Origin of the sequence: Arthrobacter sp. StoSoilB5 (assembly GCF_019977235.1) — a bacterium.
In the GTDB taxonomy this organism is placed as follows: Bacteria; Actinomycetota; Actinomycetes; order Actinomycetales; family Micrococcaceae; genus Arthrobacter.
Map to the genome: position 1 here is coordinate 4,027,775 of NZ_AP024646.1, position 23,719 is coordinate 4,051,493.

The window sequence follows — 23,719 nt, forward strand, 5'->3', positions numbered from 1 at the left end:
ACGAAACCATGACCGTCATTACCGAAACCAAACTCGAGTTCGCCAAGCTGGGTTCCCGCATCGGAGCCGAAATCCGCGGATTCGACATCAGCGGAGACCTCAGCCAGGACACCGTCTCCCAAATCCGTGCGGCCCTCAATGAGCACAAGGCCCTGGTGTTCCGGGAGGCCAACATCCTGAGCGACGAAGCACAGGTGAAGTTCGCCAGCCATTTCGGCCCGCTCACCAAGGCGCATCCGACAGTTGCTTCCGTGGAAGGTGAAGAAAACGTCCTGCCCGTAGACAGCGAGAACGGCTCCGCCAACAACTGGCACACCGACGTCACGTTTGTGGTCAACCCACCGCAGGCCTCCACGTTGCGGAGCATCGATCTGCCTGCTTATGGCGGGGAGACCCTCATCGCTTCCTCTGCCGGCGCCTACCAGGACCTGCCGGAGGAACTGCGCAACTTCGCGGACACCTTGTGGGCCATCCACACCAACGATTACGACTACTCAGTGCCCAAGAACCTTGAGCACCAGAATGCCGAGGAGCGCCGTAAGGAGTTCACCCGCCTGAAGTTCGAAACCGCCCACCCTGTGGTGCGCGTCCACCCGTTGACCGGCGAGCGCGGATTGTTCATTGGGGGCTTCGCGCAGCGGCTTCGGATCGTGGGCTTGTCCAACACGGAATCGAAGGACATCATCCGCCTCCTGCAGGCATACGTGACGCGTCCTGAGAATGTGGTCCGCGTGAACTGGGAACCGAACCAGGTGGTCTTGTTCGACAACCGCATCACCCAGCACTACGCCCCGGACAACTACGACGGCCAGCCGCGCAAGCTCAACCGCGTGACCATTGCCGGCGACATTCCGGTGGGCATCGATGGCAAGCCCAGCCAGTCCATCCAGGGTGATTCGAGCACCTACTCGGTGGTGGCCCCGGTGACCGTCTCCTAGGAGGGGATATGTGTTTCTGTTGTCACCCAACTGAGTCGCAGTTAAGCGCGTTTTGAGGCTTCATAACGCGCACAACTGCGACTCAGTTGGGTTTAGGGGATGTTGCTTCCCCGCGCCGCCACCCACAGGCCGTACCACTCGGCCCTGGACATGGAATCAGCTATCCGGGCGGCATCAGTGCAGGCAGCGATTCGCCCGGGGTTAGTGGTTCCCAGCACGGGAGAGATCCGCGCCGGATGTCGCATCAGCCACCCCAGCAGCACCGATTCAGGCGTGGTGCCTTTCTCTCCCGCGAGCCGCTGAAGCATTTCAGCGGTTGCCGACTCGGCCAGCGACTTTTCCTCGGACGGCGCTCCCGTGTAGCGCCCTTGAGCCATGGAACCGTAGGCCTGGAGCTCAATCCCCTTTGCCATGCATAGCTCCACCGTCCCGTGCGGGAAGCTGTAGCCCACTCCCTCTGCATGGTTCACCAGCACCGTACTTTCCAGCCAGTCCCGGCGCAGCAGGCTCATCTCCAGCTGGTTGGCAATGATCGGCATCTCAAGGCAGTCCTGCAGGAACGCAATCTGCGCGCCGGACATGTTGGACACACCCAGCTGCCGCACTTTGCCTTCCGACATCAACTGCCCGACGGCGTCCGCCACCTCGCGTGGGTCCATGAGGGGATCCGGACGGTGCAGGAGCAGGATGTCCACGTAGTCCGTTTGGAGCCGCTTCAAACTTCCATTGACCCGTTCCAGGATGGCTTCCCTGCTGAGGTCGTAGTGGGTATCAAGCCCACGCTCCCCCAGCCTGATTCCGCATTTGGTTTGGAGCTGGATCTTTTCGCGCAGGCCCTGCGAACGGGCGAGGACTTCCCCAAAAACGGCTTCGGACTTACCGCTCCGGTAGATGTCCGCGTGATCGAACAACTCAATGCCGATCCCTTGTGCTGCCTCGATAACTGCGGCAGCCTGTTCGATCTCCGCAGCACCGTACGAGGTACCGTCCCAAGGACCGCCCAGGCCCATGCAACCGTAAATGAGGCGCCCGCGCCCGTTCGCGTTAGTCATGCCTTCAGATTCTTCCGCAACGCTTAAGCGTCGCGGACCACCCACGCAGAGGTGTCGGCAGGAAGCAGGCCGTCTTCCAGCGGTCCGCTGCTCACGACGACGGTCCCCGCCGGAAGCTCGAACGGCTCGGTTCCGAAGTTGGTTACCGTGTCCCAACCACCCGGACGGCTGAAGTGCAGCACGTCCTGGTTGCCAGTCTCAACCCATTCGAGTTCCTCGTCAGCCTGCAGTTCGCTCCGCAGGCGAAGCGCTCTGCGGTAGAACTCCAGCGTTGAGCCTTCCACGCCTTCCTGTTCTGAAACTGCGTAGCGTGCGAACCACTCCGGCTGGGGCAAGTGTGCCCTATCTTGGCCGAAGCCAAAGGAAGGTCCGTCTGCAGTCCAAGGGAGCGGGACGCGGCAACCATCGCGGCCGATCTCGACTCCCGGGTTGCGGAAGAAGGACGGGTCCTGACGCTCGGAGTCAGGAATTTCGGTCACTTCACGCAGGCCAAGCTCTTCTCCTTGGTACAGGTAGGCAGAGCCAGGAAGTGCGAGCATCAGCAGCGTGGCAGCACGGGCACGACGCAAGCCGAGTTCGACGTCGAGCTCTTCCGCCGGAGCTCCGGCCAGAAGCCAGCCCTTGCCGTCCTGGCCCTTGGGCTTGGTGGACGAGATGTCCTGGGCAGCATTGGTTCCCTGGGCCACTGAACCGCCCTTGGGCAAGCCGTAGCGTGTGGCGTGGCGGACGACGTCATGGTTGGAGAACACCCAGGTGGAGGAAGCCCCGGTTTCCTTGGCCGCGATCAGGTTTTCCGTGATGATCTTCCGGAAGGAAGGTGCATCGAAATCGGCCTGCAGGAGGTCGAAGTTGAAAGCCTGGCCCAGTCCCTCAGGGCTCGCATAGCGGGCACGGCGGGACTCGTGGACCCAAGCCTCGGCCACGGCAGTCCGTGGCGGGTTGTACTCGTTGAAAAGCTTCCGCCACTCGGCGTAAACCTCATGCACTTCGTCGCGGTCCCAAAACGGGTGTGATCCGTCCACGAAGCCATCTGTGCCATGGGCCCGGGCTGCGAGATCGGCCTTCATCGGCATGGGCTCGGAGAGATCCTTGGCCATGCCGTGGGCGACGTCGATGCGGAAGCCATCCACGCCACGGTCGGACCAGAAGCGCAGGGTCTTCAGGAAGTCCTCACGGACCTCCGGGTTGTCCCAGTTGAAGTCGGGCTGCTCCTTGGCAAAGATGTGCATGTACCACTGGCCGGGAGTACCGTCCGGCTCTGTAATGCGCTCCCAGACCGGTCCGCCGAACACTGAGTCCCAGTCCGAGGGCGGGAGCTCGCCGTTTTCACCTTTGCCGTCCCGGAAGATGTAGCGTTCGCGCGCAGCGGAGCCCTTGGGTGATGCCAAAGCTTCCTTGAACCATTCGTGGCGGTCCGAGGAGTGGTTGGGCACGATGTCGGCCACCAGCTTGATGCCCGCGGCGTGGAGGGCAGCAGCCATCTCATCGAAGTCTTCAAGCGTCCCCAGCTTGGGATCCACGTTGCGGTAGTCATCCACGTCGTAGCCACCGTCAGCGAGTGCGGAGGGATAAAACGGACTCAGCCAGACGGCGTCGATCCCAAGTTCCTTCAAGTACGGGACCTTTGCCGTGATGCCCTGGATGTCGCCGATGCCGTCGCCGTTGGAATCAGCGAAGCTGCGGGGGTAGATCTGGTAAACGGCCGCCTGGCGCCACCAGTTCGGATCAGCCATGCGCTCTGCGTCGGTACGGGGTGCCTGAGTGGCGGAAGTGCTCACGAAACTCCTTTGATTTAGAATCTAAATTTATGTCCCGAACCAGTATGAAACGCCGGGTGCGGAAGGTCAACAAGTGTCAGCCCTTAACGGCCCCTTGGGTAACGCCTGCCATGACCCACCTCTGGGTGAAGAGGTACGCGACGATTGCGGGCGCCATCGCCATCAGGTAGGACGCGAAGGACACGTGGTAGTTGTTGCTGAATTGGGTCTGAAACAGGTTTTGCCGTACTGGAAGGGTCTGCAGTGCCGGATCGGAGATAATCAGCGACGGCATCATGAAGTCATTCCAGGCGTAAAGGAATGCAAAGATACCGACGGTCGCGCTCATCGGCGCCAGCAGTGGGAAGATCAGCTTCCAAAACGTCTGCCACGTTGTAGCGCCGTCGATCCTGGCGCTCTCTTCGAGTTCCATGGGAATCGAACGGAGGAATGCGGTGAAGAGCAGCACGCTGAAGCTCAGTTGGAACATTGTGGCCAGAAGAATGACGCCCAGCGGGTTGTCCAGCCCGAGGCGGCCCGTGAGCTGGATCTGCGGCAGGGCAACCACCGGGAACGGAATGAACATCGCCCCAAGAAGGTAGAAGAACGAGTACCTGAACAGCCGGCGTTCCCAGTTGCGCACAATCGCGTACGAGGCGAAGGCGGCCAGGACGATGGTGGCAAGAACGGTCCCCGCGGTCACCAGCAATGACATCGCGGCGCCGACGGGAAAGTTTGTCAGAGTCCAGGCCTGGACGAACCCGTCGAGGCTGAATGGAGCGGGAAATGAGAAGGCATTGCCATCCACAGCCTGCCCCTGGGTCTTGAAAGCCATGGAGACCGTGACATAGAGAGGTAGGAGCACGGTAACCGTGCACAATACCAGGATGGTGGTTCCGGACCAGTTGACCCGTTCCACCGCTGGAGAGGAACGACGTCGGCTGGTTGGGGCGGTGGCGGTTTCAACCTGGGAGGAGTCTTCGATTGCGAGGGTGGCTTGCTTGGTCATCAGAGTGCGTTCCGTCCGCGAGTCAGCGATAGCTGTAGGAGAGAGATAAGGATGGCGACCACGAAGAAGATGGTCGCGTTGGCCATCTGGTAGGCGTAGTCGCCGCCGTTGAAGCCGGCGATAACAGTCATCGCGATGCTCCTGGTCGAGGTTCCCGGGCCACCGTTCGTCAGCCCGACGATGATGTCGTAAGCATTGAGGAAGCCCTTGAAACCGAGAATGATGTTGATGACCACATAGCCGGCAACCAGCGGAAGGGTGATCTTCAGCAGCTGCTGGAATTTGCTCGCGCCGTCAATTTCCGCGGCCTCATAGACATCCCCGGGCACGGCAACAAGGCCGGCAATGTAGATGAGCAGCGCCCCGGGCACAGCCTGCCAGGCCGTGACAAGCACAATCGCAATCCAGGCGAGGTCTGGGTTGGCCAGGAGGCTGCTCTCCAGCCACGGGATCCCTGCCGCGGCACCAGCCGCCGGGAGGGAGTTCGAAAACAGGAAGTTGAAAACGTAGGCGATGATGATGCCGGAAACCACCATCGGGATGACGAAGATGGTCCGGAGTGCGGACTTCATCCGGATGCGCGAGGTCAGGCCGACTGCAAGGAGGAAGGCGATTACATTCACCGCGATCACTGTGACGATGGAGAAACCGAAGGTGAACAGGTAACTCTGCAGGATAGCGGGGTCAGTGAAGATCGCGATGTAGTTGGTCAGGCCGGTGAACTCCCAGTCACCGATTCCGATGGAGTCCGTGAAGCTGAAGAAGATGCCAATGATGCCCGGTATCGTGATGGCCAGGGTGAACAGGATGAGGCTGGGCAGGAGGAAAAAGTAGAAGATCGGTTCCACCCGCCGCCTGCTGCCCTTCATTTCGCGGGTACGGCTTTGGCTGGCGGGGCTTTGGCTGGTAGGGCCGGATGTGGTTGAGGTGCTAATGCTGGACATGTATCTGACTTCCTATGTTCTGCACTACTGGCGGAACGCCAGGCGCGCCCAGTCTGCGTCGAGTGTGCGGAGGGTGGATGCAGGGGACGCGCCGAACACGATTGCCTGCGTGTAGTTCATGATCGGGATGGTGCGCGGAACCAGCACCGATGGGCCCTGATAAACCTGCGAATTCTCGTAGTACTCCACCATTCCCTCTATCCGGGGGTCCGGGACATTTGCAGAGTCCTTGGTGGGTGTGAAGCCCAACTGTGATTTGTTGTAGGCATCGATCACCTCCGGCCGGTACAGGTACTCCAGGAAGTTACGCGCAGCGTCCTTGTGCTTGGACGCCTCCGGAATCCAGGCCGCCAGGTCCACATTCACGCGGACGCGCAAGTCCTTGGGGTCCTCGGTCATAGGGAGCGGAAAGGTCCCGAGTTTGAGGTCCGGCGCGGTCTTGGCGATCTCGCTGAAGGCCCAGGGTCCCTGCATGTACATTGCGGCCTTGCCTTGTGAGAACGCGAGGTTACCGTCACCGTAGGCCCGGCTTGCAGCATCCTTGTTGACGTAGCTCTTTGCGAGCGTCAGCATCTTCTCGACCGGCTGGTTGAAGTCCTTCTGGAATGACACGGAGGACTGCGGCCCAACTTCCGTGCCTTCGGCAGCAAGCTTCTTGAAGAAGTCAATGGTGTCCACCTGACCACCTACCGAGTAGTCAAACCACCCTTGGGCGATGGTCCAGTCATCCTTCCATGTGGCATAGAAGGGCGTCACGCCAGCGGCTTTCAGCGCCTCGCACGCCGCGATCATCTCACTCCACGTCTTCGGCACAGCTATGTTGTGCGCAGCGAAGATTTCCTTGTTGTAGATCACGGAGGATGCCATGACCGAGTACGGCAGGGCACTGGTCCGACCCGGATATGAACCGTACTGGTCCATGAGCGGTTGAAGGTCCTCCCGGATGTGGGATGCGGCCTCGGTACCGGACAGGTCGCTCAACGCTCCGCGCTGGACAAAGCGGGAAGTCTCCATGTTGTAGTTTGCAAGCGCGATGTCCGGTGGATTGCCGCGGACGAAACTTGCCGACACGACGTCGACGCCCGATGTGTCCAGTACTACCTCGGCTTCGTTCTGGGAAGCGTTGTAGTCGGCAACGAGTTTGGTCATGAAGCCGATGGCCTCCCGCTTGCTGAAGGTGAAGCGGATGGTCTCTTTCCCAGGGTCCCCGGTGCAGCCCGAGAGGAGGCCGGCCAGCAGGGCCAGCCCCAGGCCCATCGCTGCCATGCGTTTCTTGCGCGTAGCTTTCACAGACTCCATAGTCCTTTCGTCGTGCGGATTCCCAGTGGCCGCTATGCCGCGGGGAAGTGGTCGCGTCAAGCTCAACCCGAAGTTTAGATAGGGGGTAAATTTATGACCTATCGCTAGTATTTAGTGAGCAGCGCCACATGGTCAAGCTTTTGGTGGAAATGCGTCGTCATCTAAATTTATGCACTAAATTTAGAGAGATCGCTCTATCACCGGAAGGGCGGCTGGGAGGAGCATCAATGGTGATCGGGACTGCGCCGTCAACACAGCTGGTACGCAGGGTCAACGCCGGCGCGATGCTGAAGGCAATGCGTGGTGCGGGGGTAGTCACAGGCACGGAACTGATGGCTTCCACCGGACTCTCACGCGCCACCGTCATTTCGATCTGCGACGAACTTGTCCGGCTCGGATGGCTGCAGGAACTGGAAAACCAGCGAGGTGCCGGAGACTACGTCAAAGGCAGGCCGGCACGCCGCTTTATCTTCGACGACAGCGCGGCCAGCGTGCTCGGAATCGACATCGGCGCCAACAAGATCACCACGATTGTGGCTGACATGGCCGGAAAACCTTTGTCCCAGGTGACGATGCCCTTCCGCGCTTACAACGTACCTGCCGATGAGCGCGCCGATGTGCTGGACCGGATCGCGGCGGATGCCCTGGAAAAAGCCGGCGTAACCGCTGACTCTGTTCTTGCTGTTTCTGTTGGTGTTGCCGCTCCCGTCAGCCGCGACGGAGAGGTGCTCACGGCCCAGGAATTCTGGAAGTCATTTGATGTCCGCCGGATTGTGTCCGAGCGGCATGGTTGGCAGGTACTCCTCGAAAACGACGCCAACCTTGCAGCCCTCGCAGAAAGGTGGCAGGGCACGGCGCAAGGAGTCGACAACCTGGTGGTCATGCTCGCCGGAGACCGCCTGGGATCGGGCATCCTCGAGTCGGGCCGATTGCTCCATGGGCAAGTTGGTGGCTTTGGCGAACTGGGATACCTCGACAACGTGGACGGCGTAGGCGACACCTACGGCATCGCCCACTACGCTGCGCTGTGGGGGCGGGAAGCCCTTGCCGATGACTCCGGCACGACCCTGCGGTTGCTCTGTGGCGGCGATCCTGCGGCCCTGACGGCAGAGATGGTTTTCAAGGCAGCCGCGGACGGTGACCGCGCCGCCCGTATCGCCCTTGATCGTGTGGCGCACCGCATGGCCCGCGTCATCGGCTCCATCAGCACATTGGTCAACCCTGAGCTTGTGGTTATTGCCGGCGGCGTCGCAGCGTCAGTCCACGCCTTGCTCCCGGACATCGGGAAGCAGTTGCCGGACTTCACCTTCACTCCCCCGCGCCTGGCAACATCCATTCTGGGCGACGGCATTGTGTCCCTCGGCGCGATCCGCCATGCCTTGGACTATGTCGAAGAGCATGCACTGGACCTTTACCCCGCATCACTGCCGAAACACGCGGACGCTTCCTGACCCTTCCAGGTTCTTTGCTGCCACCCGGCTGCCACCTGGCTGCCGGAATCGCTACTCCGGCATGGACATGGTGCGCAGGTCCAGCTGCCTGAGAACGCGGTCCGCCACCTCAGGATCGGTACCCGGCTCATTGCGTGCGTCCACCACTTCCTGGCGGGCGGCATCCAGCGCGATCGTCTGCACGGCGATGGCTAGTTCACGCCCTCGTTTGCGTTTCTCCGCGGCCGACTCGTTCCGCAACGTCCCATCCAGCAGCTCGGCATGGAGGCGGCGCATCTTTTCCTTGACCAGTGCCACCTTGTCCGCAGGGAGCTCCTTCATGAGCTCGTGGTCCTTCAGCGCCGCTACCGCTGCCGACTGGGCACGTTTGGCCAGCACGCGGGCAGCGTCCTTTTCATGTGAACCGTCCTCCATGGCGTTGAGGACCCGCATCAGCCACGGAAGCGTCAGGCCAGGCAGTACCAAGGTGGCCAGAAGCACGGCGCAGGCGGTGACCAGGATTTCGTGGCGCGCCGGGAAGTCGCTGCCATCAGGCAGTGTCAGCGGGAGCGCCAAGGCGAGGGCCAGTGTTGCCAGGCCACGCATTCCACACCACGTCAGGATGAGTACTTCTTTGGGTGAGGTTGGCTGCAGGAGATTCCGCCGCCGATGGGCGGTCAGCGCAAGCAGTCCGAGCCATAGGTAGCGAACGGCGAACACCAGGATGCAGATCACCACAGCCGCGCCGATCATCCCGAAAATGGCCGTCCCCTCGTCACGGATAACGTGCCTGATTTCCAAGCCCACCAGGCCGAAGGCCAGGCCGGTTGCCAGCAGCTCCACCACATCCCAGAAGGCTGTCCGCGTAATGCGCTCGGCAGCGTCCTGCGGCCGTGCGTGGCGTTGCAGTTCCAGGGCAGTCACGACGACGGCCACCACACCTGAAGCGTGCAACTCTTCCGCCAGAATGTATGCCGCGAAGGGAACCACTAGCGTGACTGCGCTGCGGGCAACCATGGATGTCACAAGCTTGGAGATGAACTTGGTCAGCCAGCCCATGGCGATGCCGATGACCACCGCCAAAGCAGCACCCACCACAAATTGCAGGATGACATTGGGCCCCACTTCGCTACCAGACACCGTGGCGGCGACCGCTGCCTGGAAAATCACGATAGCGGCGGCATCATTGAAAAGGCCCTCGCTCTGCAGAACGGTGATGAGCCGTCGGGGCATATGCACGCGGCCAGCTACTGACTCCACTGCGACCGGATCCGGCGGCGCCACCATGGCTCCCAATGCAATCGCCGCCGGTATGCCAATGCCAGGAATCATGAGCCATGCAGCACCAGCCACCACTACGGTGGAAACCACCACCAAGGCGACAGCCATCAGCAGCAACGTCCGCCAACGCACCCGGAAAACGGCCCAGGAACTCTTCTGCGCGGTGGCAAAAAGCAGCGGCGGGAGGAAGATCGGCAGGATCAACTCCGGCGTAATCTCCAACTCAGGGAAGCCCGGAATGAACGTCAGCGCAACAGCCAGAAGCAGCATCAGGACCGGGTACGGAAGCCGAAGCCTGTCCCCCAAGCCCACAGCCAGCACCGTCGCAAGCAGCAATCCGACAATGAGTGCCAGCTGATCCATATTCCTGCTTCCCCAGAAGTTGTACGTGCCCACCGCAGACGTGGCCCGCAGAAGCTACCTACCAACATATCCCGGGGTCCATGGATCCCCTGCCAGCTTCATTCCGCCGTCAGTGCATCCACCACGTCGACTGATCCGTCCTTGAACGTGATGGTCCGGTGGATGGTGCCAGGAAGTTCCAGAACTGCAGCCGCCACCAGGGCAACGTTCGCACGGGAAGTCTGCGTACCATTGCCCGGGTTTGCTGGATTGACATCGATCATCCCGGAGGCGGGCTCCTCCGTCAGGGTTCCCGGTCCCAGCACGGTCCAGTCCAGTCCAGTGCTCCGCAGGTAGTCATCAGCCACGGCCTTGGACTCCGCGTAGGGGAAGAAGGGGTGGTCCTCGGAAACGCCGTGATCCTTTGAACTGCCGATGTAGGACACCATCACATAGCGCTTAATGCCGGCCTCTTGGGCTGCGTCCATGGATCGGATAGCGGCGTCCCGGTCCACTGCATACGTCCTGGCCGGGTTGCCGCCACCGGCTCCTGCTGACCAGACCACGGCGTGATGGCCCTGTAGCGCCTGGGCGAGTTCCGCCGTCGTCGAGTTTTCCACGTCCAGGACCTGCGCAGCAGCGCCCGTCTCCGTGACGTCTGCCACATGGTTGGGATTTCGAATGAAAGACGTGACGTCGTGACCTTCGCCACTAAGAATGCGGGACAAATGCAGGGCCACTTTGCCGTGGCCGCCAATGATTGCGATTCGGCTCATGCACCCATTCTGTCCCACATGGGAAGTTGGCGCGGGCGGGGAAATGAAGAGGCCCCGCAGGTGATACCTGCGGGGCCTTGCTCTGTAGCGGTGGGGAGGCTCGATCTCCCGACCTCACGATTATGAGTCGTGCGCTCTAACCAACTGAGCTACACCGCCACGAATGAGAAAAACCTGTGTCAAGCCGGTCAAAACCGCCTTGACACAGGCCCTCATTCAGAGCCCCCCACCGGAATCGATCCGGTGACCTCGTTCTTACCAAGAACGCGCTCTACCACTGAGCTAGGGGGGCAACGAGTAAATACTCTACCGGACGTTTTCAGAAGCTACAAATCGGCGAAAATCCGGGGAAAAACGGCGCCGACACAATTTGCGCAGAGGCCGTTTTCCTGATCCAGATACCGGCCAAAATCAGGGCAGGCGAAGCACCTGCCCGGGGTAGATGAGATCCGGGTTGGGCACAGTGTCGGCGTTGGTCGCGATCAGGGCACCGAGGTCCACACCGAACTGTGCAGCGATACCCCTCATGGTGTCGCCGGGCTCCACCACCACCTCCGTGACGCGCGGGGCCACTGGCCCGGGCTGCCCCGTCCCGGCAGCGGCCTCAGCAGCCGCCTGCTGGGCCAATGGCTGGACCTCCGGGGCTTCTGGTTCCAAGCCAGCCTCTCCGGCGATCTGAGCGCCCGCAGCATTGGCGGCTTCCTGCTGCTCGGCCGCCTGGGCTGCAGCAGCTTCCGCGGCGGCCTTGCTCGAAGTCCCGACGGCGGCAGCGTCCTCTGCGGCCTGGTCGGCAGCAGATTGGTCCGCAGCAGCTTCCGGGGCGGTGGGCGCAACCTGACCCCTGTGATCCTTCTCACCAAGGCCAAGATTCTTCTTCAAGTTGTCGAGCAATCCCATGGGAACCCCTCCTACATTCAGCTTGCGACCGTCAGGCTCTTCGCAGCTACGCGGCTCGTAGCACTTTGATCGTACGGCGGAGTGCCTTCCACCGCACCGTTTACCAGCGTTAAACACATCAGGGGCCGGCCCAAAAGCCGACCCCTGACGGGACTACTTAGTGATTACCACTTGGCAGTATTTACCACTTGGCGGTGTTTACCATTTGCCCTTGCGGTTGAAGTCGCGGTGTCCGCCTTCGCCACCGCTGCGGGGCTTGCGGGCGCCGTCCCCATGGCCACCGAAGCGCGAGCCGCTGGACTGGCCGCGGTCACGGTCGCCGAAGCTGCCTGCAGTGCGCTCGGAGCGGTCGCTGTAGGTGCGGCCACCACGGTCGGCAGAGGAACGCTCGCCGCCCTCGGACTTACGGAAGTCCTTCTTGAACCCACCGCTGCCCTTGAAGTTGCCGCCGCCACGGTTTTCGCGGTCGCCGTAGCCACCACGTCCACCTGCGCCACCGCCGGAGTAACCGCCACGGTCGCCGCTGGGCTTGCGTCCGTTATCCAGCTCGAGGTGGATCAGTTCGCCACCAATACGGGTGCGGGACAGTGCGCGCAGCTGCTCGGGGCTAAGGTCAGCCGGAAGCTCCACCAGGGAGTGGTCCGAGCGGATATCGATGCCACCGATCTGTGCAGAGGAGATGCCGCCTTCGTTGGCAATGGCGCCCACGATCGAGCCCGGCATGACGCGCTGGCGGCGTCCGACGGCGATCCGGTAGGTTGCGTTGCCCTCGGTGAGTGCACGGGTCGGGCCACGGGAGCCGAAGCCGTCCTTGGAGCGCTCGCGCTTCTGGAACTCAGGAGCTGCAGGCAGTTCCTTCACCAGCAGGGGCTGACCGCCCTGGGCCATGACCGCAAGTGCAGCGGCGATCTCCGAGGCCGGTACGTTGTGCTCTTCCTCGTAGGAGGAAATGAGGTCGCGGAACGCTGCAACATCCTCGGACTCGAGGGTCTCGGTGATTCGCTCGGCGAACTTGCCCAGGCGCAGCGTGTTCACGGTCTCGGCGGTGGGCAGGTGCATCTGCTCCACCGGCTGGCGCGTGGCCTTCTCGATGGAACGCAGCAGGTACTTCTCGCGCGGCGTCATGAACAGGATGGCGTCACCGGAACGGCCTGCACGGCCGGTGCGGCCGATGCGGTGGACGTAGGACTCGGTGTCGTGGGGGATGTCGTAGTTGATGACGTGGCTGATGCGCTCAACGTCAAGACCACGGGCTGCGACGTCGGTAGCAACCAGGATGTCGATGCGGCCTTCCTTCAGCGCGTCAACAGTGCGTTCACGCTGCTGCTGCGGGATGTCGCCATTGATGGCGGCAGCCTGGAAACCGCGGGCCTTCAGCTTGTCAGCCAGGTCCTCGGTGGCCATCTTGGTACGCACGAAGGCGATGACGCCGTCGAACTCTTCAACCTCGAGGATGCGGGTCAGGGCGTCCAGCTTGTGCGGGCCCATGACCTGGAGGTAACGCTGCTTGGTGTTGGCGCCGGTGGTGGTCTTGGACTTCACCGAGATTTCAGCAGGGTTGTTCAGGTACTGCTTGGACATGCGGCGGATCTGGCCCGGCATGGTGGCAGAGAACAGCGCAACCTGGCGGGTTTCCGGAGTCTGCTGGAAGATCTGCTCAACGTCATCGGCGAAGCCCATGCGCAGCATCTCGTCAGCCTCGTCCAGCACAAGGTACTGGAGTTCGGAAAGGTCCAGTGAGCCCTTGGCAATGTGGTCGATTACACGGCCGGGGGTACCGACAACAACCTGCGCACCGCGGCGGAGGCCGGCCAGCTGGGGGCCATAAGCGGACCCACCGTAAACCGGGAGGACAGTGAAATCGTCAATGTGCTTGGCGTAGGAAGTGAAGGCTTCAGCAACCTGGAGGGCGAGTTCACGGGTCGGCGCCAGGACCAATGCCTGGGTCTTGCGGGACGGGCCGTTGAGGTCGTGCAGCTCGGCCAGGCGGGACAGTGCGGGGACAGCGAAGGCTGCAGTCTTGCCGGTACCGGTCTGGGCCAGGCCGACGACGTCGCGGCCTTCAAGCAGCAGCGGGATGGTGGCTGCCTGGATGGGGGACGGCTTTTCGTACCCGACATCCTGCAGCGCGGCCAAAACGCGGCCATCGATGCCAAGATCGACGAAGCGGACGCCTTCTTCTTCCTCGTCCTCTGCCTTCGGGGCAGGAGCTTCGGTGAAGGCAGGGGCTGCAGACTCGGGTGCAGCGGTCTCGACGGGGGCAGCGGCGGCAGCCGGTGCTTCTACTACGGTGCCTTCAGCGGCGGTCTCTGCTACGTCAGCAGACTCAGCGTTCGGGGCATCGAAGTTTTCGTTGAGATTTTCGGTCATAGGGGGAAATTCCTCATCCATAGGGCAGTCGGCGCGGCCCGGTTGGGCTTGGCCGCATTACTCGTCGCGAAGAGCCGGGCAAAGGTGCCCTGCTTTCGCAAGAAGTCCGGCGCTATCGCAATCCCATGGCAGGACTTCCCGCTGCATCTCTTGGCTGCTATCCCAGCAGTCTGTACAGCGTTTTCTTTAGCCGGCTCTCCCTATGAAAATGCCCGCACACATTTGCGGGCCCCAACACTTACCAGTCCTGCCTCAAGAATTGGGCAGGATAAAGGGATTTCCGGAGTGGGGGATATTTCAAGTGTAGGGCACAGAGGGTCGTTACCGCGAGTTGAGGGCTGATGAAGCCAGGGTGAGCTTGAGCACACCCGAACTCTAAGGGGCCTCCATGAAGCACTACAGCCAGTTCAACAAGCCTTACAGCCCGTTCCGACGCAGGACTTTCTCGAACTTGTCATGGTATTCATCCTGAAGCCGGACCTCACCGTCCGCTTCGGCGTCGAGCAGGGCCTGGACCATGTCCGGCGTGGGCTCGCTGAACCACTGGCCAACGGTAATGCCATGCTTCGGTACGAACAGCCGGTGAATGTGGTCTCCCGCAGAGACCGTCCCGGTCTTGATCACGCGCAGGTATGTTCCCACCCGTCCGGCCTGCGTGAAGCGCTTCACCCATTGCGGCTCGTCCAGCGAGCGCTGGAACGTGGCGCACGGGACCCGCGGGGACGTCACTTCCACTTCCACATCCAGACCGATCTTCCAGCGTTCACCAATCACGGCTCCCGTGGTTTCGATTCCGGCCACGCGCAGGTTCTCCCCGAACACCCCGGCTGGAAGCTCACGATCCAGTTCCGTGGACCAGTAGTCGGCGTCTGCCTGGGAATAGGCGTAAAGCGCCTGGTCTTCGCCCCCGTGATCGAACCGGTTTGCCTGGACGTCACCATGGACCCCGAGCTTGTGGATCTTGACGGGGCCTTCCACGGGACGCTTATCGATCGCGGTGACGCCAACGCTTCCTTCCGGGTCCGGCAACAGCTGGTGGACACGGCAGACAGCGAGGAGGGATGCGGTGTTCATGGACAACAGTTTACGGACGAAGGGCCGGATTTAAGGATCGAACCGGTAACCCATTCCCGCTTCGGTGTGCAAGTGACGCGGCGCGGCCGGGTCCCGCTCCAGCTTTCGCCGCAACTGGGCAATATAGACCCGCAGATATTGGGTCTCCTTGGCATAGGCCTGACCCCAGACCTGCGTCAGGATCTGCTGCTGGCTCACGAGCTTCCCCTTGTTCCGGACCAGCAACTCCAGGATGTTCCACTCGGTGGGCGTCAGCCTCACCTCTGAACCATCCTTCACGATTTTCTTGCCGGCCAGGTCCACCATGAAGTCCGACGTCGCCAAGGTAGGTTCTTCACGATCGGTAAGGACCCGGCGCGAGGCAACCCGAAGCCGCGCAAGCAGTTCATCCAGTCCGAAAGGCTTGGTCACGTAGTCGTCCGCGCCGGCGTCGAGCGCTTCAACTTTGTCCTCCGAGGCATGCCGGGCGGACAAGACGATGATGGGCATGCTGCTCCACCCGCGGATGCGGCGGATGATCTCCACTCCGTCCATGTCCGGCAAGCCAAGGTCCAGCACAACAATATTCACGCTTTGTTTCGCCACCGCGTTCAAGGCGTCGGCGCCGTTTCCCACGGTCACTGCCTGATAGCCATGGGCCTGCAAGGTGACCTGCATTGCCCGCGCAATCTGGGCTTCGTCCTCAACTATCAGCACCCGGGTCATGCCCTGCCCCCGCCGTGACCGGTCCACAACGGCAGCGTAACCACCATGGTCAGGCCGCCACCTGGCGTCGGCTCCGCCATAAGCGTGCCTCCCATGGCTTCCGTAAAACCTTTGGCCACCGCAAGTCCCAGGCCGATTCCACCGCCGGCGCTTGCGGGGGCAGGCGAATCGCCAAGCCGCTGGAATGGCTGGAACATCTCAAGCACCTCGTTGTGTCCCACTCCGCTGCCGTGGTCCACGATCCTCAGTTCGCTGGCAGGCCTGTCCCCCACGGTGATCCCGGCGCCTGCACGCGCAGTGAGGACAACGTCCGAACCCGGCGCGTATTTCACTGCGTTTTCAACGATGTTGGCCACCACGCTCTCCAGCATTCCGGCATCAGCCGTTACCGGCGGAAGGTTGGGTTGCAGCTCGTTGCGTATCCGGTCCTTCGGGATCCCGCGTAGTGCTTCAGGCAGAATTTCAGCCCACGTGGTGCCCGCGAGCAACGGGTTCACGGCGTCGGCGGTAATCCGGGACATATCCAGCAGGTTGTCCACCAAATGGTCCAGGCGATCGGCGTAATTCTCGATTGTCTCCAGCAACTCCTTCTCCACGTCCGGCGGGAACTGGACCTCTTCCTGCCGCAGGCTGCTGACAGCCAGTTTGATGCCGGCCAGCGGCGTCCGCAAGTCATGCGAAACGGCACGAAGGATGGACGTGCGCATCTTGTTTCCCTCGGCCAGGCGAAGGTTGTCCCGCCGGCTCTTGACCAGTTGCTGCCGCTCACGCACGGCAACCACGAACGCTCCGAAGGCGGCCAGCAGCCGCTGGTGTTGCGAAGACAGCGCACCGCCGCGCAACAACAGCGTGTAGTGGGGATCGACGACGGCGGCATGGTCGGCCGCGGCGTGGGTCACCGGCGGATTGGGGCCGGCACTCGCAAGGACCCTCCACTGTGGCGGCGCCCCTGGCACTGTGACGCTGTCCGGGGTGGGGGAACCCAACAATGTCACAGCTTCCATGCCGAGGTTGCCGCGGACCTTTTCAAGGAAGGACTCAAGGCTGCCGTCCGAGCTAAGGATGCGCAGGGCCAACTCGCTCAGGGCCGTGGCCTCTGCCTCGGACCTCGCAGCTTCCTGGGCCCTGCGGCTTGCCAGTCCCACCGCGAGCGCCACGCCGCAGGCCACAGCCAGGAAAACCACAAGGGTGAAGAGGGTGGTGGGATCAGCGATGGACAGCGAACCAACGGGTTCGGCGGAGAAGTAGTTCAACAGGAAACTGCCCAGCACTGCTGCGACCACGGCCGGCCACAGGCCTCCGATGGCGGCAACGGCCACGGCTGCTGCCAGCTGAAGGAGCATGATCATGGCGAAGTTGCGGAAGCCCAGCAAAGTGACCAGTACTTCGACGCCGGGCGGCATCAGCAGGGCCAGGAAAAGGCCTGTGGCAACACGTCCACGGCCGATGCCCCGAACCGCGGGAAGACGCAGGAGAACGGCGTCGGCTTCGGTGCTTTGTGCTTCAGGACCTGGCATGGCTACATCCTTCCACGATTGGCAGGGTGGGCAGTTCTGCCCACCTTGCTCTGAGACCAGTGCCCGCGCTCCGCTCAAGGACTAGGCTTGCTTTCAGCATCTGGTCCGGCATGGCGTCGGACACTCCAACGGTCTATCCAGGGGGATATACATGGACCCGAAAGAAGGCGCCGCAGGCAACGGCGGTTCAGGCAATGGCTCGGACGCGGCCAGGAATCCGCCCAAGCCACCACCATGGCAAGTGCCCAAGCCCGAGCTTCACCCCGAGTTGATCCCGCCTGCCGTTGACGACCAGAACGAAACGCCAAACGGACACAAGCCTGGCTCCCCCAGGCCCGATGCATCCCACCCGGAGCCAGGCGGACCCCTTCCGATCATTGATCCGTTCGCCAAGGAACGTGAACGCGAATCAGCCCAGGCAGAGGCACGGAAGAAGCGCTCCCGGCGCCGCACCGTCGTCGTGGGTTTGGGCGTTACTGCTCTTCTGGCCGGAACCATCACCGCCGTTGTTGCCAGCAGCGAGCAAGAGGCCGACTACGCGCAGGTCTGTTTCAACGATGAAACCGGCGAGCGCGTAGACGATACCCAATGCAACAACAGCAGCTCGGATGGCCGCGGTTCGGCTATCTACGCCTGGTACTTCTACTCGCGGGGATCCAGCGTGCCCGCTGTGGGACAGAACCGTAACTCCTACCCGGGCTCCGCCAAGACAGTTCCGCAGGGCGCAAAGACCTCTACGGGTTACAGCACCAAAGGCGGCACAGTCAGCCGTGGCGGCTTTGGCAGCAGTTCCAAAAGCGGCGGAAGCTCGGGAGGCTAGGCGTGCAGCGTTTGCCCTCCGAGCCCAGGCCGGACTGGAAAAAGAAGATCGAAGAACAAGGCCTGGTTTTTTCCACCACCACCATGCCCGACGGCCGCAAAATCGAATACTGGAACGAGTCGGCGTACTACGAATTCACCATGGACGAGGTGGAGACGCTCGAGAAGACAGCGGAGGACATGCACCTCATGTGCCTGGAGGCGGCAAAGTACCTTGCCACCGGGGCGATGGGCGAAATTGGGATCGGGCAACAGGCGCTGGAGCTCGCCGGCGAATCCTTGCAGGCCGGGGACATGGACATCTACGGCCGCTTCGACTTCATCTATGACGGCAAGGGTGGGCCGGCAAAGATGCTGGAGTACAACGCCGATACACCCACCGGCCTCATTGAAGCCTCCGTTGCGCAGTGGTTCTGGCTGCAGGATGTGTTCCCGGAAAAGGACCAGTGGAACGGAATCCATGAGGCGTTGATCCGGCAATGGAAAAAGCTGCAGTTCCGCACCGGAATGAGCACACTGCACGTGGCTCATTCGGAGGCCGAAGAATCCGGTGAAGACTGGATGACCGCCGCCTACATGCGGGATGTGGCCAGCCAGGGTGGGTGGACCACCATCGGCATCAATATGTCCGACATCGGCTGGGACCCGAACCTGAACCGCTTTGTGGACCTGGACAATTTCATGATCAGCACCATGTTCAAGCTGTATCCGTGGGAACTGATGATGAAGGAACCTTTCGGGCATCGGCTGCTGACGCGGGCGCACAACCCCCGGTGGGTGGAGCCCGCGTGGAAGATGCTGCTTTCCAACAAAGCCCTGCTGGCTGCGTTGTGGCACCTCTACCCTGGCCACGAGAACCTGCTGCCGGCCTACCTTGGCGATCCTGGTCCGCTCAAAGAATGGGTGGCCAAGCCTCTTCATGGCCGCGAGGGCGATAACATCCGCATCCATGCCCCCGGCATCGAACTCCAGCAACCCGGCGGCTATGGCCGTGAAGGGTGGTGCTTCCAGCAGTACCACGCACTCCCTGACTTCGAGGGGAACCACCCGGTGCTGGGCCTATGGGTGGTGGATGGCGAGTCCGTCGGTTGCGGTATCCGCGAATCGGATGGCCCCATCACGGACTATTTCTGCCGTTTCGTTCCCAACACCATTGACGCCCCGGCGCCTGCCGCGCCCACTACTACTTCCTACGGAGCTGCGCTTTGAGCACTGAAATTTCGACGCCGGACGGCGGTTCAGCGGGAGGCGACCCTACCGCCGTCGTACCTTCCAAAGGCCTCCATGCAGGCATCCTGGACCTTGGCGACTCCGTCATGCTGGGGCTGGCGTCAACGGCGCCTGTGTATTCGCTGGCCGCTACGCTGGGGCTCATTGTCGCCGTCAACGGCAACTACACTCCCCTGATCCTGGTTCTTGGCTTCATTCCAGTGCTGTTCATCGCCTACGCATTCCGGGAGCTGAACAGTGCGCTCCCGGACTGCGGCACCACCTTCTTCTGGGCACGCAAGGCCTTTGGTCCGTGGGCGGCCTGGCTGGGCGGCTGGGGCGTGGCATTGGCCGGCATCGTGGTCCTCGCCAACCTGGCCCAAATTGCCGGGAAATATCTCTGGTTGCTGATCGGCGACGGTTCCCTGGCCGGCAACACGTGGCTGGTTACCGCCACCGGGGTCCTGTTCATCGCGTTCATGACCTACGTTAATCACCGCGGCATCCGGCTGGGCGAGCACGTCCAGCGGACCTTGACCTACATCCAGTACATCTCACTGGGCATCTTTGCGGTGGCCATTATTGTCCGGATCGCCGGTGGCGCGCCTGGCGGAGCCAACGGCAGCGCAACCATCCAGCCTTTCGACCTTGAGTGGTTCAACCCCGCGGGTGCCTTCGCCGACCCCAGCGCCGTGGTTCACGGAGTCCTGCTGGCCCTGTTCATCTACTGGGGCTGGGACACCTGCCTCGCGCTGAACGAAGAGACCGAAAACCCTGCGAAGACTCCAGGCCGGGGTGCCGTCATCTCGGCGTTCGTCCTGGTGGCAATCTACGTTTCCGTGGCCCTGCTGGTGATGATGTATGCGAGTGTCGGTACAGAAGGCATTGGCCTGGGCAATGAAGCGAACCAGGATGACGTGTTCCTGGCCATGAAGGACGTCGTGCTGGGTCCCTGGGGTTGGCTGATCGTGGTGGCTGTGCTCGCATCGGTGCTGTCCTCAACGCAGACCACCATCCTCCCAACAGCCAGGGGAACGCTGTCCATGGGCGTTCATGGTGCCCTGCCAGCGCGTTTTGGCAAGGTCCACCAAAGGTTCCAGACACCGGGTTTCTCTACCCAGGTCATGGGCGTTGCTGCGGTGGCGTACTACGTGGCCATGAGCTTCCTCAGCGAGGACCTGCTGGCCGACTCGATCAGTGCCATCAGCCTTTTCATCGCGTTCTACTACGCCCTGACCGGCTTCTCATGCGTATGGTTCTTCCGCTCTACGCTCCGCGATTCTGCCCGCAACCTGTGGTTCCGCGGCATCCTGCCCTTCGTGGGCGCGGTTTCGCTGACGGCGGCGTTCTTCATCTCGGCGGTGCAGATGTGGGATCCGGAATACGGGGACACCCAGATCTTTGGGATCGGCGGAGCCTTTGTGAGTGGTGTCCTACTCCTGGTCCTGGGCGTCGTGCTTGCCATCGTGTGCCGCTTCGCACCTGCGACGCGTGCCTTCTTCACCGGTGAGCACACCGAAGTCGGGCTGGTCCGCGGCGAGTAACGCTGCGTTCCCTTTGGAACTAACGGGCGGTCATGGCCCAGCGGCGGAGCCGGTCGGGCACGCCGTCCGGCAAGACAGTGTCCCGCCGCAGTGCCACGAGCCAGCAGACCAGGATCGCAACGGCGCAGAACACTCCGGCGCTCGACGCCATGATCCACAGGCCCGGTGTCTGGACGTTGAGGTCCTCGGCGCCCAGGGCCGTTCCAATGGTTTTTGGCGAAGAGAAGAACACGAACGCGGAAACGGCCAGAACGGCACCCATCAGGATTCGCTGCGCCATGTACCTGGACGGGGTTTCCTTGATGGTCCAGGCAAAGGCCGGAAGGACCACTGCCATCCACACCCAGTGGTGCGACCACGAGACCGGGCTGATGAGCAGCATGGTTAGGGCCGTTGCTGACATCGCTATGACGCGGGCACCCTGTGCGGATGCCGAACGGATGAGGAACGCCGCCACAACGACCGTGGCCAGGCTGAGGGCGAGCCACGGAAGCGTCACCGAGTCCTGTGGAACACCGAAGTGCAGCAAGGCACCTTTGATCGAAAGGTTGTCGACGTAACCGGCTCCACCGATTCGGGACGTGTCAGGGAGGATTTCAAGCCAGAACTGGATCGATTCGGCAGGCCTGAGGAGCCATCCCAGAAGGACTGTGCCAATGAAACCCATGGCCATGTTGGCCAGCCCACGCCAGTCCTTGCGCATCAGGAAATACAGGCCGAAGACCAGCGGCGTCAGCTTAATACCTGCTGCGATGCCCACAAGGAAGCCGCTGCTTTGGAGTCCCCGGCCCCGGGAGCCCACTCCCAGCAAGTCGACGGCCATCAGGCCCATCAGCAGGATGTTGATCTGGCCGAACGCCAACGTCTCGCGCCACGGTCCGAGAAACAAGACGGCCAGGAACAGTGCAGCCACGAACCAGCGGCTGCGGCCTGGTGCCAACGCTGCACGCCAGTCGGATTTCGATGCCCAGTACTTGACGATGGTGGCGGCAACCCAGGCTGCGACCGCAACCCCGGCCACGTTGAACAGCATGAGCGCAGCTGGCTGGGGCCACAGTGCCAGCAGGCCGAAGACGAGGGCCGCGAAGGGCGGGTAGGTAAAGGGAAGTTGCGGTCCCCCTGCCCATGCAACAGTGGGGGCGTAAAGATCCGACGGCGAGGCCCCGGCTTCGTTGAGGATGCTTCCGCCAAACCAATAGACGCTGAAGTCCAGGCCCTGCTTGGCCCAGCCGGCAAGCATCAGCCACACCGGCAACACAACGAACGCCACCGGCAGCCAGCGGATTGCCCTTGAAGCGGTGAATGCGGGCGGGCGCGGAACTTCGGCATCCGCCTTGGCCTGTAAGTCGACGACGGGCAGTGCCATTTCTTGTCCCCCAATATTTTCCATGTGCGCAGTGGGGAACATGGGCTCCCGAATACATACTACTTATGAGCCCCCAACGGGCCGATCGTTCGGACTCCAGAGGCAACCTTCCCGCGGGCAACCTACCGGGAGCAACCTTTACCGGGCGTGGAGCCGCTTAGGATGCTGGAATGAGCGATTCAACGACGAACACCTCGGATGTGCTGGCCCTTGATTCCCTGTTGACCAGCGACGAGCTGGCCCTCCGTGAGAAAGTGCGGGATTACACAACCCAGCGGATCAGGCCGAATATCGCGCGCTGGTATGAGGACGCAGTGTTCCCACGGGAGATCGCCCCCGAGTTGGGCGAGCTCGGCGTCCTTGGAATGCATCTGGAGGGTTATGGCTGCCCCGGCCGCACCGCCGTCGAGTATGGCCTGGCAGCCATGGAACTGGAGGCCGGCGATTCCGGCATCCGCACGTTCGTCTCGGTGCAAGGCTCGCTCGCCATGACGGCTATTCACAAGTGGGGCTCAGAGGAACAGAAAGAACAGTGGCTGCCGCGGATGGCCGCCGGTGAGCTGATCGGCTGCTTTGCGTTGACCGAGCCGACGGCGGGTTCGGACCCGTCGTCGATGACCACGTTCGCCCGTGAAACGGCAGACGGCTGGATCCTCAACGGCGCCAAGCGCTGGATCGGACTGGCCTCTATTGCCGACGTCATGGTGGTGTGGGCCCAAACAGAGGACGGCATCCGGGGATTCCTCGTACCGGCCGGCACGCGGGGCGTCACGGCCACACCGATCGAGCCGAAGCTCTCCATGCGTGCATCCATCCAATGCGACGTAAAGTTCGACGGCGTGAGGCTGGGTCCAGAGTCGATCCTCCCGGGTGCCATAGGACTTCGGGGCCCGTTCTCCTGTCTCAACGAGGCCAGGTACGGCATCGCCTGGGGAGCGATGGGTGCGGCCCGGGACTCCTACGAGGCCGCCCTCGAGTACGCCGGGACGCGACTGCAGTTCGGGCGCCCGCTGGCGGGTTATCAGCTCACCCAGGAGAAGCTGGTAAACATGCTCCTCGAGATCCAGAAGGGCACCATGCTGGCACTCCACTTGGGCCGCCTGAAGGACGACGGACACCTCCAGCCGCAGCAGATCTCGCTGGGCAAGCTCAACAATGTCCGCGAGGCCATCAAGATCGCCCGCGAGGCCCGCACCATCCTGGGCGGCAATGGCGTCACCTTGGACTATGCGCCGCTGCGGCACGCCAACAACCTGGAATCAGTTCGCACCTATGAGGGCACTGACGAGGTCCACACCCTGATTCTGGGGCAGCACATCACGGGGATCGGCGCCTTCCGCGGCTAACGCCACCCAAGTAGGTAGCAGCTGAGCGCGTTTTCATGCCTGAC

At 62.2% G+C, this 23,719-nt stretch carries 19 protein-coding genes and 2 tRNA genes; 6 read left to right on the forward strand and 15 right to left on the reverse strand.

Features of this window, described 5'->3' with window-relative positions:
- Positions 1-8: 8 nt before the first annotated feature.
- Positions 9-938 (forward strand): TauD/TfdA family dioxygenase, encoded by a 930-nt coding sequence (locus LDN75_RS18265; protein WP_223934074.1) that lies wholly within the window; start codon positions 9-11, stop codon positions 936-938.
- A 92-nt stretch (positions 939-1,030) separates the two neighbouring features.
- On the opposite strand, the gene LDN75_RS18270 is transcribed toward LDN75_RS18265, so the two are convergent.
- The 5 genes from LDN75_RS18270 to LDN75_RS18290 all read right to left on the reverse strand — a co-directional run bounded on the left by LDN75_RS18270 (position 1,031) and on the right by LDN75_RS18290 (position 6,999).
- Positions 1,031-1,990, reverse strand: a complete 960-nt coding sequence (locus LDN75_RS18270) for an aldo/keto reductase (protein WP_223934076.1) — start codon at positions 1,988-1,990, stop codon at positions 1,031-1,033.
- A 23-nt stretch (positions 1,991-2,013) separates the two neighbouring features.
- A complete protein-coding gene (locus LDN75_RS18275) occupies positions 2,014-3,768 on the reverse strand; it encodes a glycoside hydrolase family 13 protein (RefSeq protein ID WP_223934078.1) in 1,755 nt (584 codons plus the stop codon).
- Positions 3,769-3,844: 76 nt separating this feature from the next.
- Positions 3,845-4,756, reverse strand: coding sequence for a carbohydrate ABC transporter permease (locus LDN75_RS18280; protein WP_223934080.1), 912 nt, complete (start codon positions 4,754-4,756; stop codon positions 3,845-3,847).
- Positions 4,756-5,625 carry a sugar ABC transporter permease gene (locus tag LDN75_RS18285; RefSeq protein WP_223937626.1) on the reverse strand — a complete coding sequence of 290 codons (870 nt, stop codon included), beginning with the start codon at positions 5,623-5,625 and terminating at the stop codon, positions 4,756-4,758. The genes LDN75_RS18280 and LDN75_RS18285 overlap by 1 nt, the downstream gene beginning before the upstream one ends.
- Positions 5,626-5,724: 99 nt before the next feature.
- The gene (locus LDN75_RS18290; RefSeq protein WP_223934081.1) at positions 5,725-6,999 is read right to left on the reverse strand and encodes an extracellular solute-binding protein; all 1,275 of its coding nucleotides are present in this window, start codon (positions 6,997-6,999) and stop codon (positions 5,725-5,727) included.
- Positions 7,000-7,226: 227 nt separating this feature from the next.
- Between LDN75_RS18290 and LDN75_RS18295 the strand changes: the two genes are divergently transcribed.
- On the forward strand, positions 7,227-8,450 hold the full coding sequence (locus tag LDN75_RS18295) for an ROK family protein (RefSeq protein ID WP_223934083.1): 1,224 nt from the start codon (positions 7,227-7,229) through the stop codon (positions 8,448-8,450).
- Between the two features lie 51 nt (positions 8,451-8,501).
- On the opposite strand, the gene LDN75_RS18300 is transcribed toward LDN75_RS18295, so the two are convergent.
- The 9 genes from LDN75_RS18300 to LDN75_RS18340 all read right to left on the reverse strand — a co-directional run bounded on the left by LDN75_RS18300 (position 8,502) and on the right by LDN75_RS18340 (position 17,391).
- Positions 8,502-10,073 carry a Na+/H+ antiporter gene (locus tag LDN75_RS18300; protein WP_223934085.1) on the reverse strand — a complete coding sequence of 524 codons (1,572 nt, stop codon included), beginning with the start codon at positions 10,071-10,073 and terminating at the stop codon, positions 8,502-8,504.
- Between the two features lie 98 nt (positions 10,074-10,171).
- Positions 10,172-10,828 carry an NAD(P)-binding oxidoreductase gene (locus LDN75_RS18305; RefSeq protein ID WP_223934086.1) on the reverse strand — a complete coding sequence of 219 codons (657 nt, stop codon included), beginning with the start codon at positions 10,826-10,828 and terminating at the stop codon, positions 10,172-10,174.
- Positions 10,829-10,913: 85 nt separating this feature from the next.
- Positions 10,914-10,987, reverse strand: a tRNA-Met gene (locus LDN75_RS18310).
- A gap of 61 nt (positions 10,988-11,048) precedes the next feature.
- Positions 11,049-11,120 (reverse strand) — tRNA-Thr (locus tag LDN75_RS18315).
- 119 nt (positions 11,121-11,239) lie between these two features.
- On the reverse strand, positions 11,240-11,725 hold the full coding sequence (locus LDN75_RS18320; RefSeq protein WP_223934088.1) for a LysM peptidoglycan-binding domain-containing protein: 486 nt from the start codon (positions 11,723-11,725) through the stop codon (positions 11,240-11,242).
- A gap of 198 nt (positions 11,726-11,923) precedes the next feature.
- Positions 11,924-14,095, reverse strand: a complete 2,172-nt coding sequence (locus LDN75_RS18325) for a DEAD/DEAH box helicase (RefSeq protein ID WP_223934090.1) — start codon at positions 14,093-14,095, stop codon at positions 11,924-11,926.
- A 417-nt stretch (positions 14,096-14,512) separates the two neighbouring features.
- Positions 14,513-15,169: an MOSC domain-containing protein gene (locus LDN75_RS18330; RefSeq protein ID WP_223934091.1), complete on the reverse strand. Its 657-nt coding sequence runs from the start codon at positions 15,167-15,169 to the stop codon at positions 14,513-14,515.
- A gap of 30 nt (positions 15,170-15,199) precedes the next feature.
- On the reverse strand, positions 15,200-15,874 hold the full coding sequence (locus LDN75_RS18335) for a response regulator (RefSeq protein ID WP_223934094.1): 675 nt from the start codon (positions 15,872-15,874) through the stop codon (positions 15,200-15,202).
- Complete coding sequence (locus LDN75_RS18340; RefSeq protein ID WP_223934096.1) at positions 15,871-17,391, reverse strand: DUF4118 domain-containing protein; 1,521 nt, start codon at positions 17,389-17,391, stop codon at positions 15,871-15,873. Before LDN75_RS18340 ends, LDN75_RS18335 begins: the two co-directional genes overlap by 4 nt.
- 151 nt (positions 17,392-17,542) lie before the next feature.
- Here LDN75_RS18340 and LDN75_RS18345 point away from each other — a divergent pair, with 151 nt between their 5' ends.
- The 3 genes from LDN75_RS18345 to LDN75_RS18355 are packed head-to-tail and all read left to right on the forward strand — an operon-like array spanning position 17,543 to position 20,963.
- The gene (locus LDN75_RS18345) at positions 17,543-18,211 is read left to right on the forward strand and encodes a Tat pathway signal protein (RefSeq protein ID WP_223934098.1); all 669 of its coding nucleotides are present in this window, start codon (positions 17,543-17,545) and stop codon (positions 18,209-18,211) included.
- A 2-nt stretch (positions 18,212-18,213) separates the two neighbouring features.
- Entirely contained in the window at positions 18,214-19,419 is a 1,206-nt protein-coding gene (locus LDN75_RS18350; protein ID WP_223934100.1) for a glutathionylspermidine synthase family protein, read from the forward strand.
- Positions 19,416-20,963 carry an APC family permease gene (locus LDN75_RS18355; RefSeq protein WP_223934101.1) on the forward strand — a complete coding sequence of 516 codons (1,548 nt, stop codon included), beginning with the start codon at positions 19,416-19,418 and terminating at the stop codon, positions 20,961-20,963. The genes LDN75_RS18350 and LDN75_RS18355 overlap by 4 nt, the downstream gene beginning before the upstream one ends.
- A 19-nt stretch (positions 20,964-20,982) precedes the next feature.
- Here the strand turns inward: LDN75_RS18355 and LDN75_RS18360 are convergent, their stop codons facing one another.
- The gene (locus tag LDN75_RS18360) at positions 20,983-22,329 is read right to left on the reverse strand and encodes a glycosyltransferase 87 family protein (RefSeq protein WP_223934103.1); all 1,347 of its coding nucleotides are present in this window, start codon (positions 22,327-22,329) and stop codon (positions 20,983-20,985) included.
- A 170-nt stretch (positions 22,330-22,499) separates the two neighbouring features.
- On the opposite strand from LDN75_RS18360, the gene LDN75_RS18365 reads away from it, so the two are divergent.
- Complete coding sequence (locus LDN75_RS18365) at positions 22,500-23,675, forward strand: acyl-CoA dehydrogenase family protein (protein WP_223934105.1); 1,176 nt, start codon at positions 22,500-22,502, stop codon at positions 23,673-23,675.
- The last annotated feature ends 44 nt before the right edge of the window (positions 23,676-23,719 follow it).

Coding starts and splice junctions, on each gene's coding strand:
- LDN75_RS18265 (WP_223934074.1), top strand. CDS start 9: ATGACCGTCATTACCGAAACCAAACTCGAGTTCGCCAAGCTGGGTTCC.
- LDN75_RS18270 (WP_223934076.1), bottom strand. CDS start 1,990: ATGACTAACGCGAACGGGCGCGGGCGCCTCATTTACGGTTGCATGGGC.
- LDN75_RS18280 (WP_223934080.1), bottom strand. CDS start 4,756: ATGACCAAGCAAGCCACCCTCGCAATCGAAGACTCCTCCCAGGTTGAA.
- LDN75_RS18285 (WP_223937626.1), bottom strand. CDS start 5,625: ATGAAGGGCAGCAGGCGGCGGGTGGAACCGATCTTCTACTTTTTCCTC.
- LDN75_RS18290 (WP_223934081.1), bottom strand. CDS start 6,999: ATGGAGTCTGTGAAAGCTACGCGCAAGAAACGCATGGCAGCGATGGGC.
- LDN75_RS18295 (WP_223934083.1), top strand. CDS start 7,227: ATGGTGATCGGGACTGCGCCGTCAACACAGCTGGTACGCAGGGTCAAC.
- LDN75_RS18300 (WP_223934085.1), bottom strand. CDS start 10,073: ATGGATCAGCTGGCACTCATTGTCGGATTGCTGCTTGCGACGGTGCTG.
- LDN75_RS18305 (WP_223934086.1), bottom strand. CDS start 10,828: ATGAGCCGAATCGCAATCATTGGCGGCCACGGCAAAGTGGCCCTGCAT.
- LDN75_RS18320 (WP_223934088.1), bottom strand. CDS start 11,725: ATGGGATTGCTCGACAACTTGAAGAAGAATCTTGGCCTTGGTGAGAAG.
- LDN75_RS18325 (WP_223934090.1), bottom strand. CDS start 14,095: ATGACCGAAAATCTCAACGAAAACTTCGATGCCCCGAACGCTGAGTCT.
- LDN75_RS18330 (WP_223934091.1), bottom strand. CDS start 15,169: ATGAACACCGCATCCCTCCTCGCTGTCTGCCGTGTCCACCAGCTGTTG.
- LDN75_RS18335 (WP_223934094.1), bottom strand. CDS start 15,874: ATGACCCGGGTGCTGATAGTTGAGGACGAAGCCCAGATTGCGCGGGCA.
- LDN75_RS18340 (WP_223934096.1), bottom strand. CDS start 17,391: ATGCCAGGTCCTGAAGCACAAAGCACCGAAGCCGACGCCGTTCTCCTG.
- LDN75_RS18345 (WP_223934098.1), top strand. CDS start 17,543: ATGGACCCGAAAGAAGGCGCCGCAGGCAACGGCGGTTCAGGCAATGGC.
- LDN75_RS18360 (WP_223934103.1), bottom strand. CDS start 22,329: ATGGCACTGCCCGTCGTCGACTTACAGGCCAAGGCGGATGCCGAAGTT.
- LDN75_RS18365 (WP_223934105.1), top strand. CDS start 22,500: ATGAGCGATTCAACGACGAACACCTCGGATGTGCTGGCCCTTGATTCC.